Here is a 16970-nt window from a genome sequence, read left to right as displayed (position 1 = left end):
CTCTCTACTTTCTAACTATATCTACTTCTTGATCTAAAAGTTTGAGTCTATCCTCATCTACTTTATATAGGGTAATTGAAAAGCCTGCCATATCCATACTTGTCATAAAGTTTCCTATATATGATCTAACTACTTTTACTTTTTTTTCTTCTAGATAATCATGGAGACTATTGCTTATAACGTATAATTCCATTTCTGGAGTTGCTCCCATTCCATTTATTAAAAGAGCATACTCACTATCAAGATCTTTAACCTCTTCTAGGAGTCTATCAACCATTTCTTTTACGATCTTATCAGCTGATTTCATTTCCTCTTTTTGTATACCCTCTTCACCGTGGATACCAATACCCATTTCTAGTTCATTTTCGGCAAGTTCAAAGCTTTCTTTGCCATCGGATGGATTGGTACAAGGCTTGGTTGCCATACCTATAGATATGATATCTTTTATAATTTTATCAGCTGCTTCTTTAATTTCAGCAAGGCTTGCTCCATTTTCTGCCATAGCACCGAGAGTTTTATGAACGAAGATTGTCCCTGCAACTCCACGTCTATCTTCTTTATTTTCTACAACTATATCATCGTTTACTATGACATATTCAACTTCAATATCTTCCATTTCAGCCATTTCCTTGGCCATTTCAAAGTTCATAACATCGCCTTGGTAGTTTTTAATTACCATAAAGACACCCTTACCAGAATCAGCTTTTTTTATAGCCTCTAAAACTTGATCTGGTGTAGGGGATGTGAAGACATCTCCTGCTACCGCACAATCGAGCATACCACGGCCTACAAAACCAGCGTGGGCAGGCTCATGTCCAGATCCTCCACCAGATATAAGTCCGACTTTACCTTCTACTGGTGTATCTTTTCTTGCAATTACATTTGTATCTTCTATTCTAATAATTTTATCTTTATTTGCTTTAACCAAACCATCTAGCATTTGGTCAACTATGTCTTCTGGATTATTGATAATTTTTTTCATAATATACCTCCAATTATACAAATCCGTTACAATACTCTTATACCCAATGAAAAGGGAAATATTTATTGAAATTTAGGGCTTAGGATAGTATATTGAATAGGTAGAAATTAGTAAAAAATAAAGGTCAGAGTTGGTCAAAAACTTTGATTTTTTCATTATAGATAAGTTGAAATTAGTAATTTTGATTTATTGAATATAGTAGAGATTTCTCCACTCTTTTCATTCGGTCGAAATGGTTTCAGATTTAGTTAAAAGATACTAATTAGGGATGAGTATATAGATTTATAAGCTTATTATTATAAAATTTTAGAAATTATAGTTTTATAAATCTTTTCCTTAATGTAAATGAAAACTTATACGATATCGACTAGGCAAAGTGCATGGAGAGATCTTTAAGTTTAGTTAATAATATTTAAAAATACTAAATTTATAAATAAGAAAGAAAGGATCAATCTTTGCAAAAATTTAAGATAAATTCCGAATATAAACCTCGTGGAGACCAGCCTGAGGCTATTGCCAGCCTTGCAAAGGGCCTTAAAGATGGCAAAAAGCATCAGATTCTTAGAGGTGTTACTGGTTCTGGTAAGACTTTTACCATGGCTAATATTATAGAAGAAGTTCAAAGGCCGACTTTAATACTTGCCCATAACAAGACCTTGGCCTATCAGTTATTTACAGAATTTAAAGAATTTTTCCCAGATAACGCTGTTGAGTACTTCGTTTCATATTATGATTATTATCAGCCAGAAGCTTATGTAGCTGCTACTGATACGTATATAGCTAAAGATTCATCGATAAATGATGAGATTGATAAGATGCGCCACTCAGCAACAATGGCACTTTTTGAACGTAAAGATGTAATAATTGTAGCTTCTGTTTCTTGTATCTATGGCCTTGGAGATCCTATTGATTATAAGGAGCTGGTAGTTTCCCTACGTCCAGGTCAAGAGATAGCTCCAGAGGAAGTTATGAGAAAGCTTATAGATGTTCAATATGTGAGAAATGATATAGACTTTGACAGAGGAACTTTTAGAAAACGTGGGGATATCTTAGATGTTTTCCCAGCAGGTTTTGACCAAAAGGCTATACGTTTTGAGTTTTTTGGAGATGAGATAGAAGAAATATCTGAGTTTGATTCGCTTACTGGCAAGATTACTGCAAAGCTTAGCCATGCATATATATATCCAGCTAGTCACTATGCGACAACTAGTGAGAAGACAGAACGTGCTATTGTAACTATAGAAGAAGAACTCGAGCAAAGACTTGCTGAACTTAATAAAGAAAATAAACTGTTAGAGGCTCAAAGACTCGAGCAAAGAACACGCTATGATATAGAAATGTTAAAAGAGATTGGCTTTTGCTCAGGCATAGAAAATTATTCTAGACACTTAAGCCAAAGAGAGCCAGGTAGCAGACCCTATACATTGATCGACTATTTTCCAAAAGACTTTGTGCTAATGGTGGATGAATCTCATGTGTCTATTCCACAAGTTGGGGGTATGTATGAGGGAGATAGGGCTCGTAAGCAAAATTTAGTAGATTATGGTTTTAGATTGCCATCAGCTCTAGATAATAGACCTCTTAAGTTTAATGAGTTTGAGAGCTTGGTTAACCAAGCAATCTATGTTTCGGCAACACCGGGTCCATATGAAATGGAAAAAACTGGCGGGGATATGGTTGAGCAAATCATACGTCCAACAGGATTACTAGATCCACTAGTTGAAGTACGACCAACAGATAATCAAATTGATGACTTGATTGGTGAAATTAATACTACAATTGAAAAAGGAGATAGGGTTCTTGTGACTACTCTTACCAAAAAGATGGCAGAAGATCTTACGACCTATCTAACCCAAACTGGTATTAAGGTAAGGTACTTGCACTCAGATATAAAAACTATAGAGCGTAGTGAAATTATTAGGGAACTTCGCTTGGGAGAATTTGATGTCTTGGTAGGTATAAACTTATTAAGAGAGGGTCTAGATATACCAGAAGTAAGTCTAATAGCAATACTAGATGCTGATAAAGAAGGTTTCTTACGTTCAGAAACTTCCCTCATCCAGACAATCGGACGTGCAGCTCGTAACTCAGAGGGACATGTAATAATGTATGGAGATACCGTTACAAAATCTATGAAAAAGGCGATTGACGAGACAGCTAGACGTCGTGAGATACAAATGGCTTTTAATGAGGAACATGACATAACACCAACTACAATTAGAAAAAACATAGGTGAGATGATTCAAATTACTAAGGCAGCAGAAGAGGCTGAGATAGAAGAGTTTAATAGAGAAGATATAGATGAAATTTTAATCAATCTTGAAAGTCAAATGTATAAGGCAGCAGAGGAGCTTGACTTTGAACGTGCTGCAAATATACGTGACCAAATCAAGAGTATGAAAGAAAACTTCGCAGGAGTATAAATTGACAGAACACGATATAGTTATAAAAGGTGCTAGGACTAATAACCTTAAAAATGTTGATATTACACTACCACGTGATGAGATGATAGTTTTTACAGGACTTTCCGGATCTGGAAAGTCCACTTTAGCCTTTGATACTATTTATGCAGAAGGTCAAAGACGATATGTAGAAAGTCTTTCATCTTATGCTAGACAGTTTTTGGGCAATGTGGATAAGCCAGATGTTGACACTATTGAGGGTCTATCGCCATCCATATCCATAGATCAAAAGACAACTAATAGAAACCCAAGATCGACTGTCGCAACAGTAACAGAAATTTATGATTATTATAGATTGCTTTATGCTAGAATAGGAGATGCTTATTGTCCAGTTTGTGGCAAAAAAATAGAAGCTCAATCTATTGATCAAATGGTAGATAGAATTTTGGAGCTGCCAGAAAAAACAAGGATTCAAATATTAGCACCGGTAATTAGAGGTAAAAAAGGACAACATAAAAAAGCCTTAGCAAATATACAAAAAGAAGGCTTTGTAAGAGTTGTAATAGATGGGCAACGTCACGATTTAGAAGAAGATATAGAGCTTTCTAAGACCAAGAAACACGATATATCAATTATAGTAGATAGGATTGTAATAAAAGAAGGTATAGAATCAAGGCTAACAGACTCCTTAGAAACTGCCCTAAGACTTTCTGATGGTCTAGTATTTATAGATGTTATAGATGGCGAAAGTTTTATGCTTAGTAGCAAGCTTGCTTGTCCTGATGGACATGTGAGTCTGCCAGAGATTACACCAAATATGTTTTCTTTTAATGCACCACTTGGTATGTGTCCAGATTGTAATGGATTAGGATTTCACTTACAAATAGATCCAGAACTTGTAATCCCAGATATGAATTTATCTATAAATCAAGATGCAGTTGATGCCTATAGTGGATCAGCTAAGGACTCTTATTATTACCAAACTATAAGAGCTATAGCTGATCATTATGATTTTCCCTATGATGAGCCAATAAAAAATGCCCCGAAAGGCTTAGTTGAGGATATACTCTATGGGACAGATTATGATTTAAGCTTTGTCTTTGATTCTAGATTTTCTGGAAGAAAGAGATATAAAGGAAAATTTGAAGGAGCGGTAACGAATCTTGCAGATAGATACGAAAGAACTAACTCTGAAACTCAAAGAAAGAGATTTAGAGAATTTATGGGCGAGGAAGAGTGCAAGACTTGCCATGGAGATAGGCTAAAACCAGAAGTTTTATCTATAAAAGTAAATGAAACAAATATAGCAGAGCTTAGCAAGCTTTCTGTTGAAAAATCAGCAGAGTTTTTTGATAAGCTGGAACTATCAGAAATGAAAGCAAATATAGCAGAGCTTATTATAAAAGAGATTAAGGCAAGACTTAAGTTCCTTAATGATGTTGGACTTGGTTATCTAACCCTTAATAGAGCAGCATCAACACTTTCTGGTGGAGAAAGTCAGAGAATAAGACTTGCCACCCAAATAGGTTCAGGTCTTGTAGGGGTTTGCTATGTACTGGATGAGCCATCTATAGGTCTTCATCAAAGAGATAATGATAGACTAATATCATCCCTTAGAAACTTAACTGATATAGGAAACACTTTGATAGTAGTAGAACACGATGAAGACACTATTAGAGAGGCAGACTTCATAGTAGATATAGGACCAAGAGCAGGTATTCATGGGGGTGAGGTAGTAGCCAAGGGATCTGTAGAAGATATAATAAATTCAAAAAGATCTATAACAGGTGACTATCTATCAGGTAGAAAAGAAATCCCTATTCCAAAAGAACGTAGAAAAAGTGATAAATTTATAGAAATAAGGGGAGCCGCTGAAAATAATCTTAAGGGTATTGATGTAAAAATTCCCGTAGGCGTTTTGACGTCAGTAACAGGAGTATCTGGATCTGGTAAATCTTCACTAGTTAATGAGATTTTATATAAGTCCGTCACCAAAAAGCTTAATAAGACTAAAGTTAGACCTGGAAAGCATAAGGAAATACTAGGACTTGATCAAATAGATAAGGTAATAGCTATCGACCAATCACCAATAGGTAGAACTCCAAGATCTAATCCAGCTACTTATACCAAGGTATTTGATAATATTCGTGATGTCTTTGCTATGACCAATGAAGCAAAAATGAAGGGATACAATAAGGGTAGATTTTCATTCAATGTAAAAGGTGGACGTTGTGAAGCCTGCAAGGGTGATGGTACAATTAAGGTGGACATGATGTTTTTACCGGATGTCTATGTTCCTTGTGAAGTATGCCATGGTAAACGCTACAACAGAGAAACTCTTGAAGTAAAATACAAGGGTAAGGATATATCTGAAGTCCTAGATATGACTGTAGAGGAAGGCATAGAGTTTTTTGCCAACCATGCTCCAATAGTAAGAAAGCTTCAGACCCTATATGATGTTGGACTTGGATATATAAAAATTGGGCAACCATCAACAGAATTATCAGGTGGTGAAGCTCAAAGAGTAAAACTTGCAACAGAACTTGCCAAAGTAGGTACAGGTCAGACTCTATATATACTAGATGAACCTACAACAGGTCTTCACATGGCAGATGTTCACAAATTAATCGACGTTTTAAATAGGCTTGTAGATCAAAACAATACTGTAGTAGTCATAGAACATAATCTAGATGTTATAAAAGTATCAGACTATCTAGTTGACCTAGGGCCAGAAGGTGGTGATGGAGGGGGTACACTTGTAGGTTGTGGAAATCCAGAGGAACTTTCTAAAAATAAGAAGTCATATACAGGTCAATATTTAAAGAAAATTTTAAAAGAAAAATAGGAGAAAAGAATGGGATTAGAAGAAAAAAGAGACAATAAGTCAGATAATAATATGGATTCAAAGTCTAATGGTAGACCGGTAAGCTTTAGCCTAGGCGATGGAAATGATTTTTCTATAGATCTACCTACAAACTTACCAGGTGAAGAAGATATAGAAACAAGTAATCTAGATAGCGAAGAAATGGAAGAGCTAACAGGTGACTTAGATAAAACAACAAAAAAATTACAAGATGCTCTAAAAGAAATGGGCGTGGATGATATACATCAATTTTTAAAAGATAATGAATAAGAAAGAAGCTGTTGCAAAATAAATTCTTACAAATATCATTTTGCAACAGCTTTTTTATGTCATAAATATTGAAACCTAATGGCTCCACTTTTATATTAACTATTTTTTACAATTAATATTATTTCTTATGATATAATAAGATAAAAAATGAAAGGAATTATTTATGATTGATGTACAAAATGTATCCAAGAGCTTTGGATCACTCAAAGCGCTCGATAATGTATCATTCACTGTCGAAAAGGGTGATGTTTTTGGCGTAATTGGTCAAAATGGTGCTGGAAAATCTACACTTTTTAGATGCATGATGAACTTTTTTGATGATTACACAGGAGCTATTACATATGATGGAGTTAATATGAAAGATATAGCCCTTGAAAAAATAGGATTTTTACCAGAGGAGAGGTCCCTATCTCCTAAAAAAACTATAGAGGAAGAAATCCGCTACTTTGCAAAGCTTAACTGTATGGATAATATTCCAAAAGAAAACTTAGAAAAATGGTTCGATAGATTTGAGATAAAGGGAAAGCTTACTGATAAAATTAAGTCTTTATCTAAGGGGAATCAACAAAAGGTCCAACTTTTGGCGGCAGTTATTTATAAACCTGACTTTGTAATATTAGATGAGCCTTTATCAGGTCTTGATCCTTACAATATTAGGCTTTTAGAAGATATTATTAAAGAATTAAATGCTATGGGCATGACAATTTTATTTTCTTCTCACAATATGGAAAATGTGGAGGCTCTTTGTAATAAGCTTGTTATGATAAAAAATGGTAGCATTGTTTTAAATGGTACACCACAAGAAATCAGAAACTCATTTCCTAGAGAAAAAGTGGTGGTTGAAACGGACAAAGACTTGCTTCCGCTAATAGAAGGTAAAGTTAAAAATTATATTAAAAAAGGAGATTTTTGGACTATTTATCTAAATAATCCTAGCGATAGTAAAGAGATTTATCAATTAATCAATGATGATATTGGTTTTGTATCTCAATTTAGCCAAGCTGCACCAAGTTTAAATGAAATTTTTGCAAAGGTGGTGGAAAGTCATGAATAGAACAAAAATTGTAATGTTAGAAACCTTAAAAAATCATCTCAAATCTGCAAGTTTTTGGGCTATGATTTTAATTCCTATAGTTTTTGGAGTTATTAGTGGTATAGGAGGATATTTTGCTGGATCATCTAATAGTAGTCAAATAGGCATAGTTGCAAATGAAGATTTAAATGCATACTTTGATGATGAAAAATTTAGATCTGTAAGTGAAGATGAAATTGATAAATTAATTGATGATAAAGAAATATCTACTTATGCAAAAATAAGAGAAAAAAATGGTCAAATAATTGCAGATTTTAATGAAGCGGATGCTTCAATGACTGAAATATTAACCTTTCAAAATATTTTGACAAGTATACAACAGAGTCTTAATGAAAAAAATGCAAGTTTAAATAGTGATCAGCAAGAAATACTTGCAAAAACACCAATTATAAACAAAATCACAGATGAAAATTCTGATAATAAGTTGATTGGTAAAGCGGTATACTTTGTACTATTATTCTTAATGTATATTGTACTAATGAGTTTTGTAAACCTTGTACTAGCTGATATAGCTACAGAAAAAGGTACAAAGATGATAGAATTTATCTTCTCATCTGTAAAGCCTGGAGATTATTTTGCAGGCAAGATGTTTGGTAACTTTATAGCGGTTTTTGTTCAAATCATCACCTATGTGATATTTGGAATAATAGGATTTTTTATTGTAAAATCAAAAGGTTTACTAGATGAAATTGATTTATCATTTAATATTTCTGGATCTACTTATGCAATGATAGCAGAGATAGTGTTATTATTTTTACTAGGCATTTTTATATTTTTAGTAATTGCAGGTATGCTTGGTTCCTTTGCTACCAAAGTTGAAGACGCTGGAAAGATGGGAACTCCACTTATTTTTTCAACTATAATATTATTTTTCCTAGCAATGATGTTACAAGATAAAGGAGATATTTTGGCTACAAAAATTTTAAGTTTTGTACCATTAGCATCTACTTTCTTTATGCCACTTAGACTTTTAAATGGATATGCGGGTCTTACGGAAGGTATTATTTCAATAGCTATTCTAATCATTACCATATTGTTAGTTTATAGATTTGGAGAAAGAGTTTATAAGAGAAATATACTAAATTATTCTACTGATAATTGGTTTACTAGAAGAAAGAGATAGTATTAATAATATAGTGGTAAATGATATAGTATATATAAAACAAACAGAAAGACGAGTTTATGACTCGTCTTTTAGCTTATTGTTTATCAAAAAATATACTTATAGCAGCTTGAATAAATATTGCTATTACAAAAATTATCCAACTATTGTACCAATTGCCTGTTATAAAACTATATACTAGATATACTCCAACAGCGAGAACCCATAATATTGCTGATGCTTTGGATTGCTTATTATCTGCTTCTTGCATCTTAGGATTGCGATATTTTAGTAGGTCCTTATTACTAGAATATTTAACAGAGCTATAAGTAATTAATCCCATTCCTATTGCAATCAGTATTAGAAAAATAATTGTAAGTGTATTGTTCTTTGTATATCTATTTTCTTCTATAGTATAGACAATAGGTGATAGTATAAAAATAGCTATAGATATTATTGTATTTCTTTTAAAAATTGGCTCATATTCAGCAATATTTTTTTCTATAACACCTTCTACTCCGTATGAAAATCCATATGCTTCTTTTTCTATAAAGTTGTATTTGTTTCCTTCAAATCCTGTATATATGCAAAGCCCTACTGCAATAGCTATAATAACAATTGTTAAAATTGTTCCTATATTATCATTTATACCATCAAGTAACATTGCCGGAATAGGAGATAGTATAAAAAGAGGAATAGCTATAGCTAGGTACTTAGCTATCTTTTGAAAGCTAGAATAATACTTATTCAAACTATCTAGATCAAAAACATGACCGGTTTGAGTTTCACTTACTTCTTCTACAACAAATTGTTCCATTCCTAAATCATCATTTAACAAAAAATCTGTACTAACACCAAAAATCCTAGAAAGTTTCATAATCTTATCCAAATCTGGCATAGACATAGATGCTTCCCATTTAGAAACTGATTGACGGCTGACTCCAATCTCTTGAGCCAAATCTTCTTGTGTCATTCCTTCTTTTTTACGAAGAGTGGTAATCTTATCAGCTAGTATCATAATAGCCTCCTTATGTTTTATTAATGTTATTTTACAAAAAAATATCGTGGCATACCAGCAATTGGCTTTGGAAATTTGTCAACTGTTGGTTGCATCTTTGGAAATTAGCCGTTTATTTTATTCGTTAATTTATTATAATACATATATACCAAATATAAAAATAATGTATAATAGAACATAGGGAGGAAAGGAATGAAGAAATTTTTATTTATTTTTGCTAGTATATTTTTATCATCTTGTACTAATAAGGAGTCAGCAGATCTAGAACCTGCTAAAAAAATTGTAGCCCCCATAGAAATAAATACTGATTATGATTCCTTTAAACTCAAAGGTCAAACTTATAGCTTGCCCTTATCCTTTGAAGAGTTCGAGAAAAATGGATTTTATATAAACGAAAATGAATACTATCATCCTAATATAAATAAAAGTCAACAAATAATGGTAAATATGAAAGCTGATGGATCAGATGTGAGCGCAACTTTTAAGAATACAAAAGATGGGCCTATAGATACCAAAGATGGAACTATCATTGAGTTATACATAAATAATCAAGATGGTAAGAATCAAGATTTTAGCATACATGACTTAGCTTGGGGAACTTCCTACGAAGAAGCTAGTAAGGCTCTTAAGGACTTAAATACTGAGCAAGCAGCTACTGAAAACGATAGAACTTTAAACTATTATACAGATGATAATTTTGTTTCGCTATATTTCGCTAATAATGAGTTATCATCAGTAGCTATTTTTTCTAAATCTTTTATGAGAGATGAAAATTATGTTGGAGGAGAGTTTGCAATATTTGGCCAAACAGTTAAATTTCCTTTAAGCATTAGAGATTTAGAAGAGCTTTTATCAAGTGATTTTAATATAAATAAAGATGGAGATAATCAAAACCTAGATCCAGGTGAAGAAACGACCTATAGAGTATATTCTCCAATGTATGAAAAAATAGAAGATAAGAATAGCTCATATGGGGTGGATTTCTATCTTAAAAATACTTCAGATAAGCCAATGTCATATGAAGATGCTAAAATAATAAAACTCGTTGCAGAAAATAGTTCAGACTTATCTGTAGGGAATGCCTATGTAGGAGCAAGTATTGATGAGCTAAAGAAAATGGATAAGAAAAATCAAAATCCAAGACGACTTTTAAGAGAAGGCAAAAATAAAGATGGGACACTAAAGATGGTATTTAGTGCTGAAAATAATACCAATTATATCTTTAATATAAATGAAAAAACTATTACCCATATAGAAGTAATAAATCAGAAGGAGCAATAATGAAATATAGTAAAGTACCAGTCTCAGATAAAAAGTATCTAAATTATATATTTATAGAATCAGCTATAGATGGAAAAGTAGTAACTACTATGTTTGATACTAGGGGAAATACCTTAATTAAAAAATCTATAGCTGATCAAATAAATGTATCCTATATAGATAATAAACCAATAGATGAAAAAAGAGGTTGGAGACGTGCTCGTGTAGATATGAGGATAGGCGGACTTGAGATAGGTAGTGCCCCTGTTATAATTGCAAATGATGATTCATTTGACCTTATGCAAGACCCACAAGGTAATAAATTCCCTGCAGATATGATTTTAGGCTGGAATATTATTTCGCAATTATGTTTTAGAGGAGATCTTAGAAAAGGAGATTTTGAAGTTCAAATAGATGATTTTAGAAAATCAAAATCAAAAGACCAACAAAATGCACCAGTGCTATATATAGAATTTGAAGGAGAAAAAATACTTGCTGCCCTTAATTCTTCACTACCAGTAACAAATGTTAGTCAAGAAATTTTTGACAAGATTGTGGATAAAAAAGATACAAAAAAAACTATAGAAATGTTAGGATTAAATGAAAGTGAAAATCTAAGCTATGAAACAACTCTAAGATTTAAAATAGATCAAGATGAGATAAGTCTAAAAGGTGCTCAATTAAATCCGCATCTTAATAATAAAGATGTTCAAATAATTTTTGGAGCAGATCTTTTATGGTCAACTACATGGGCAATATACTCTCCTATGAGATATATAAGGGCCAAGCAATAATCTGATTATAAATTAAAATCCCTAGAATGAGAATAATGTGACCCTCCTTAAGTTGGTTCAAACCAACTTAAGGAGGGTCAGTTTAGAATTCTAGGGATTTTGCTAATCTAGATTAGATTGTTTTCTTTTAATAAGATTTCTATATCTGTATCTTTGATTTTCTTTTCTAAGTTATGAGCTGCTAGTTTTGGAATTGGTAGGTGGGGTTTTTCATAATCGTTTAATGCACTTACTGCATTCATCAAGTATCTCATATCATATCTTGACGCGTATACCTCAGGGATTCCCTTTTCTACACCGCATAGGGCATATACAGCTTCCATAGCAGTTCTACTTACAAATTTAACTCTCTCATCATAACTATCTATTACTTTCATTATTTTCTCCTTTTGATAAGATATATTTTTAACTAGTATGTAATAAGTTAAAATTTCTTATCAATTAAATAATACTCTGCTAAAAAAAATATAAACAAAACATAAATACTTTTTTAAAAAATATTTAATATTAAATATATAAATATATCGTCTTTTATATTTGAGAGAATATGTTTAATATATAAATGAACCCTAAGCTTTTTTGTAAAATATTCATTACAAATTGCTGGTTATGCTTAAAAATAAAAGCTTTTTGGTATAATTATAATAAGAAAAATAAAAGGAGAAATTTATGAAGAGGCTACTTACCATCATCTTATCATTATTTTTACTAAGTTCTTGCAGTCAAGTTGATAATGAACTTCCAGTTGCTAATAGTTCTAATTTTTCATCTTCTTATAACAAGGGAGAAGCTTTAAAAATTGTATCTGGTTCTGAGAATAAAGAACTAGAGCCTATAATAGAAGAATATGCCAAGGAGAATAAACAAAATATACAAATCGACTACCAAGGATCACTAGATATTATGAGACTTATAGGAGATTCAAATATTACATATGATGCGGTTTGGCCAGCTTCTTCTATATGGCTTAATTTAGGAGATAGCAATCACATACTAAAATATACAGAGACTACTTCTCAAACACCAGTTGTATTTGGAATTAAAAAATCTCTTGCTGATGATTTGGGATTTGTAGGTCGTGATGTAAAAACAAGTGAAATTATAGATGCTATAAAAGCTGGAAAGCTAAAATTTACTATGACTTCAGCTACTCAGTCTAACTCTGGCGCAAGTGCTTATTTAGGATTTCTTCAAGCTCTAGCTAAAGATAAGGATGGCCTTACTAGCGAAGATTTAGCTGATAAAAATCTTAAAGATCAAATAATTTCCTTATTATCTGGTGTAGAAAGATCATCAGGTTCATCTAATTGGCTGGTAGATCTATTTTTAGAGGGTGATTATGATGCTATGGTAAACTATGAGCAACTAATAATTGCCACAAATAAGAAATTAGAAGAAGAGGGCAAAGAACCTTTGTATATGATTTACCCAGTGGATGGCTTATCAATATCTGACTCTCCACTAGCATATGTAGATAAGGGTGATGGAGAAAAGGAAAAAGCCTTCAAAAAATTACAAGAATATTTACTAAGTGATAAGGCTCAAAGTAAAATCGAAGCTATAGGTAAAAGGTCTGCCTATGGAAATGTTAGAAAAGAAAATAGAGAAGTATACAAAAAAGAATGGGGAATAGATTTAGATAAGACTTTATCACCTGTAAGGATGCCAAAAGCAGATGTTATCTTAGAAGCATTAAATATGTACCAAACAGAGTTTAAAAAGCCTGCATTTACCATATATGTTTTAGATTATTCAGAATCTATGGATGAAAATGATGGTTATAATCAAATAATGGAGGCCATGAATCAAGTTCTAATTCCAGAAAATGCTAGTAAAAATCTTTTACTAGGAACTAGCAAAGATTACACTTTCGTGCTTCCATTTTCTAAACAAATTATAACTATATTGCAAGCTGAAGGAAATAGCGATGAGCTTACTTATCTATATAACGATTTGAAACAGTATAATACCCTATCGGCAACTTATATGTACGAAGCTATAGGAGAAGCTATAGATATATTAGAAGAAAATAAAGATATCTTAAAAGATTACTCACCAGCTATAGTTGTACTAACAGATGGTAGGCCTAATGGTGAATGGAGTTTTGAAGATCTTAAAGAAGCTTATGATGATCTAGACATGGATATACCGATTTTTGGGATAATGTTTGGAGATGCGCAAGAAGAAGACCTAGAGGAAATAGCGACAATGTCAAAGGCAAGAGTTTTTGATGGAAGAAATGATATGATAAAGGCCTTTCAAAATGTAAAGGGATATAACTAATGATAGAAGTAAGCAGAACTATTAAGGCTTTAATAGCCTCACTTTTAACTTTTTTTGGCCTGCTTGTTGGTCTTAAGCGGAGCTTTTGGATAGCAGCTATTCTTGCTATAGGTGTTTATACAGGTGTTTATCTTATAAGTAAGCCAAAAATGATGATAGGTAATACTGATGTAGAAGCTTTGGAAAATGGAGAAGAGATACAAGCTATATTTAATGAGTTTGAATTAAGAATTGAATTTCTAATAACCCTAGCTGATAGTATAAAAGATAAGAGTATAAAAACAAAAGTTATAGAGTTAAGCAGAACATCCAAAGATATCAAATCATATTTAGAAAATAATCCTAGACAGATATCCAAATCTAGGTATTTTCTGGATTACTATATGAAAACAGCTGAAGAAATAGTCAAAAACTACAGTAACCTTGATAAGGCAAATGTAAGTGAGGATAAGTTTAAAGAAATCAAGGAAAAAACGTCAAGATCCTTAGACTTACTCAATGAAATATTTAAAAGACAAAGAGATTCTTATTATAAGGATAAAATAACTCAACTTGAGGTAGAAACAGATCTTCTTGAACAAACTATGAAACTAGGGGGAGATATTAAATGAAAGAAAAAAAGCGGGGATTAATTGTATTATTGTTGGTAATAGTAGGCGCTGGCGGCTATATGTTTTACCAAAAGCAAACTCCTGACCAAGTATCTATAAATGGATATATAGGAGGAGAAAAAATTCCCTTTGTGGAAAACGATGAATTTAAGAAAAAGGTAAAAAAGGCCTATGGTCTAAGTATGGATTATCGTAAAGAAGGTTCCTTAGCTATGGCGAATGTTGATACAAGTGATAAAGACTATTTATGGCCATCAAGTCAACTTGCCCTAGAGCTTTTTAGAAAAAATGGAGGTAAGGACTTACAAAATGAAATAGTATTTAACACACCAATAGTCCTATATTCAAGAAAAGTTGTAGTAAATGCACTAGAAAAAGAAGGCGTAGTAGATAATCGAGATGGAGTTTATTATGTGGATATGATAAAACTTGCAAATCTTATGGTTGAGGAAAAAACTTGGACGGATATAGGGTTAAATCAGTTATATGGACCTATTTTAGTTGACACCACAGATCCTAATGAATCCAATTCAGGCAATATGTTTCTAGGACTTTTAGCAAATGCCTTAAATGGAAATAAACCAGTTTCTAAGTCAAATATTGATGAAGTGAAAGATAATATAGTTCATATTTATAGGCAACTTGGCTATATGCAATCATCATCTATAGATATGTTTAACCAATTTCTCCGCCAAGGGGTAGGATCTTATCCTATAATAGCAGGTTATGAATCCCAATTATTAGAGTTTTCTAAGCAAGAGTCTGATATGTATGATAAGATTAGAGATGATGTCATAATCATGTATCCAGAACCAACAATCTGGTCATCTCATGTTTATATTGCACTAACAGAGAGTGGTAAGGTAGGTCTTAACGCTTTGATGGATAAAGATATTCAAGCTTTGGCATGGAAAGATCATGGATTTAGAACAACAGTATCAGGAACAGAAAATCCTGATGAATTTGATGTAAACGGTATGGCAGATCAAGTAACTAAAATAATGCCGATGCCAAGTGTAGATGTAATGTTAGAACTCATGGAAGCTATAAAATAAGGAGATATTATGGCAGATTATTCACTAGATAATCTTATGAAAGATAGTGGCAAGGTTAATGATATAAGCTTAGATAAAAAGGAAATCGCAAAACTTACAGAAAAAAGAGTAGAAAAGATCAGTCCAGAAGATAGATCTAAAATAGATGAGATTAAAAATCAGATAGACCTTAGAAATTCACAAATGTCATCAGTTTATGGAACCAATGCTCAAAAATCAATTGCCCAATTTTCAGAAACTATTCTCTCAGAAGTAAGAAGTAAGGATGCTGGAGAAGTAGGGGAGTTGATGAGCGATTTGCTTGTTAAAGTAAATGATGTTGATATACAAACTATGGGTGAAAAATCGCTTATAGATAGGATTTTTGGTGGATCTAAAAATCAAATTGAAAAATATATGACTCGCTTTCAAAATATGGAAGTACAGATAGATAAGATTTCTGCCAAACTAGAAACTGCTCGCATGGAGATTTTAAAAGATATAGGTGTATTTGATAAGCTTTACGAAGAAAATATAGATTATTTTAAAGAACTTGAAAGATACATAATAGCAGGTGAAGAATCTATAGAAGAGATGAGAAATGAAACGCTCCCTGCCTTATACAAAGAAGCTGAAGCTTCAGATGAGCCTATGGCTATGCAAGTGGTTAGAGATTTTGAAGAAAATGTAAATAGATTTGAAAAGAGGATATTTGACCTAAAGACTAGTAAAGCAGTAGCTCTCCAAACTGCACCACAAATAAAACTCATACAAAACAATGACCAATTACTTGTAGATAAGATTACAGATTCTATAAATAACACTATCCCACTCTGGAAGTCACAAGTTATAATAGCTCTAGGATTAAACCGTCAACAAGAGATAGTAGATATGCAAAAACAAGTTTCCGATACTACAAATGAACTTTTAAAACGCAATTCAGAAAATCTTAAAAACTCTACAGTTGAAATTCAAAAAGAAGCTCAAAGATCAACTATAGATGTTGACACACTAAAAGAAGTTAATCAAAATCTAATAGATACTATCCATGAATCTATGCAAATTCAAGAAGATGCTACTAATCAACGCAAGCTTGCAGAAAAAGAACTTATGGATATACAAAATAATTTAAGAGATGAACTTAAAAATACACTCACTCCTAAAACTAGAGGAGAATAATTTTAGTTATATTTATATAAAGGCTTAAATTTTTGAAAAATAACTTGATTTGAGTAAAATGTTATAAATTTGGAGGATT

13 protein-coding genes and 1 pseudogene are annotated in these 16970 nt (G+C 32.3%); 11 read left to right on the top strand and 3 right to left on the bottom strand.

Translation table 11 applies throughout. The annotated features are described in order from the left end of the window. Positions 1-4: 4 nt before the first annotated feature. A complete protein-coding gene (gene dhaK, locus ABXG81_RS07570) occupies positions 5-982 on the bottom strand; it encodes a dihydroxyacetone kinase subunit DhaK (protein ID WP_353528704.1) in 978 nt (325 codons plus the stop codon). A gap of 455 nt (positions 983-1437) precedes the next feature. Between dhaK and uvrB the strand changes: the two genes are divergently transcribed. The 5 genes from uvrB to ABXG81_RS07545 all read left to right on the top strand — a co-directional run bounded on the left by uvrB (position 1438) and on the right by ABXG81_RS07545 (position 8733). After that, complete coding sequence (uvrB, locus tag ABXG81_RS07565) at positions 1438-3405, top strand: excinuclease ABC subunit UvrB (protein WP_353528703.1); 1968 nt, start codon at positions 1438-1440, stop codon at positions 3403-3405. 1 nt (position 3406) lies between these two features. Continuing rightward, the gene (uvrA, locus tag ABXG81_RS07560) at positions 3407-6229 is read left to right on the top strand and encodes an excinuclease ABC subunit UvrA (RefSeq protein WP_117519951.1); all 2823 of its coding nucleotides are present in this window, start codon (positions 3407-3409) and stop codon (positions 6227-6229) included. Positions 6230-6238: 9 nt separating this feature from the next. Beyond that, on the top strand, positions 6239-6517 hold the full coding sequence (locus tag ABXG81_RS07555; RefSeq protein ID WP_117519949.1) for a hypothetical protein: 279 nt from the start codon (positions 6239-6241) through the stop codon (positions 6515-6517). A gap of 163 nt (positions 6518-6680) precedes the next feature. After that, positions 6681-7571 carry an ATP-binding cassette domain-containing protein gene (locus tag ABXG81_RS07550; RefSeq protein ID WP_316111015.1) on the top strand — a complete coding sequence of 297 codons (891 nt, stop codon included), beginning with the start codon at positions 6681-6683 and terminating at the stop codon, positions 7569-7571. After that, entirely contained in the window at positions 7564-8733 is a 1170-nt protein-coding gene (locus ABXG81_RS07545; RefSeq protein ID WP_181965092.1) for an ABC transporter permease, read from the top strand. The genes ABXG81_RS07550 and ABXG81_RS07545 overlap by 8 nt, the downstream gene beginning before the upstream one ends. Positions 8734-8809: 76 nt before the next feature. Here ABXG81_RS07545 and ABXG81_RS07540 read toward each other — a convergent pair whose 3' ends face one another. After that, complete coding sequence (locus ABXG81_RS07540) at positions 8810-9730, bottom strand: helix-turn-helix transcriptional regulator (protein WP_117519943.1); 921 nt, start codon at positions 9728-9730, stop codon at positions 8810-8812. 192 nt (positions 9731-9922) lie between these two features. Here ABXG81_RS07540 and ABXG81_RS07535 point away from each other — a divergent pair, with 192 nt between their 5' ends. Both ABXG81_RS07535 and ABXG81_RS07530 read left to right on the top strand, forming a co-directional pair. Then, positions 9923-11011 (top strand): hypothetical protein, encoded by a 1089-nt coding sequence (locus ABXG81_RS07535; protein ID WP_353528702.1) that lies wholly within the window; start codon positions 9923-9925, stop codon positions 11009-11011. Then, on the top strand, positions 11011-11784 hold the full coding sequence (locus tag ABXG81_RS07530) for a hypothetical protein (RefSeq protein ID WP_209813191.1): 774 nt from the start codon (positions 11011-11013) through the stop codon (positions 11782-11784). The genes ABXG81_RS07535 and ABXG81_RS07530 overlap by 1 nt, the downstream gene beginning before the upstream one ends. A 107-nt stretch (positions 11785-11891) precedes the next feature. Here ABXG81_RS07530 and ABXG81_RS07525 read toward each other — a convergent pair. Next, a pseudogene (locus ABXG81_RS07525) lies at positions 11892-12131 on the bottom strand (oleate hydratase); the annotation flags it as partial. 322 nt (positions 12132-12453) lie between these two features. Between ABXG81_RS07525 and ABXG81_RS07520 the strand changes: the two are divergent. Genes ABXG81_RS07520 through ABXG81_RS07505 form a run of 4 tightly spaced genes read left to right on the top strand, consistent with a single transcriptional unit; the run spans position 12454 to position 16891 of the window. Then, a complete protein-coding gene (locus ABXG81_RS07520) occupies positions 12454-14067 on the top strand; it encodes a VWA domain-containing protein (RefSeq protein ID WP_209813189.1) in 1614 nt (537 codons plus the stop codon). After that, positions 14067-14678 (top strand): 5-bromo-4-chloroindolyl phosphate hydrolysis family protein, encoded by a 612-nt coding sequence (locus tag ABXG81_RS07515; RefSeq protein WP_209813187.1) that lies wholly within the window; start codon positions 14067-14069, stop codon positions 14676-14678. The genes ABXG81_RS07520 and ABXG81_RS07515 overlap by 1 nt, the downstream gene beginning before the upstream one ends. Then, complete coding sequence (locus tag ABXG81_RS07510) at positions 14675-15733, top strand: hypothetical protein (RefSeq protein WP_209813185.1); 1059 nt, start codon at positions 14675-14677, stop codon at positions 15731-15733. Before ABXG81_RS07515 ends, ABXG81_RS07510 begins: the two co-directional genes overlap by 4 nt. A gap of 9 nt (positions 15734-15742) precedes the next feature. Then, positions 15743-16891, top strand: coding sequence for a toxic anion resistance protein (locus tag ABXG81_RS07505; RefSeq protein WP_209813183.1), 1149 nt, complete (start codon positions 15743-15745; stop codon positions 16889-16891). Positions 16892-16970: the final 79 nt, after the last annotated feature.

It is taken from the genome of Anaerococcus nagyae (assembly GCF_040364225.1).
In the GTDB taxonomy this organism is placed as follows: domain Bacteria; phylum Bacillota; class Clostridia; order Tissierellales; family Peptoniphilaceae; genus Anaerococcus; species Anaerococcus nagyae.
Note: the sequence above shows the minus strand (reverse complement) of the source record. Positions and strands in the feature narration are given on the sequence as shown.

Coding starts and splice junctions, on each gene's coding strand:
- dhaK (WP_353528704.1), bottom strand. CDS start 982: ATGAAAAAAATTATCAATAATCCAGAAGACATAGTTGACCAAATGCTA.
- ABXG81_RS07555 (WP_117519949.1), top strand. CDS start 6,239: ATGGGATTAGAAGAAAAAAGAGACAATAAGTCAGATAATAATATGGAT.
- ABXG81_RS07550 (WP_316111015.1), top strand. CDS start 6,681: ATGATTGATGTACAAAATGTATCCAAGAGCTTTGGATCACTCAAAGCG.
- ABXG81_RS07545 (WP_181965092.1), top strand. CDS start 7,564: ATGAATAGAACAAAAATTGTAATGTTAGAAACCTTAAAAAATCATCTC.
- ABXG81_RS07540 (WP_117519943.1), bottom strand. CDS start 9,730: ATGATACTAGCTGATAAGATTACCACTCTTCGTAAAAAAGAAGGAATG.
- ABXG81_RS07535 (WP_353528702.1), top strand. CDS start 9,923: ATGAAGAAATTTTTATTTATTTTTGCTAGTATATTTTTATCATCTTGT.
- ABXG81_RS07530 (WP_209813191.1), top strand. CDS start 11,011: ATGAAATATAGTAAAGTACCAGTCTCAGATAAAAAGTATCTAAATTAT.
- ABXG81_RS07520 (WP_209813189.1), top strand. CDS start 12,454: ATGAAGAGGCTACTTACCATCATCTTATCATTATTTTTACTAAGTTCT.
- ABXG81_RS07515 (WP_209813187.1), top strand. CDS start 14,067: ATGATAGAAGTAAGCAGAACTATTAAGGCTTTAATAGCCTCACTTTTA.
- ABXG81_RS07510 (WP_209813185.1), top strand. CDS start 14,675: ATGAAAGAAAAAAAGCGGGGATTAATTGTATTATTGTTGGTAATAGTA.
- ABXG81_RS07505 (WP_209813183.1), top strand. CDS start 15,743: ATGGCAGATTATTCACTAGATAATCTTATGAAAGATAGTGGCAAGGTT.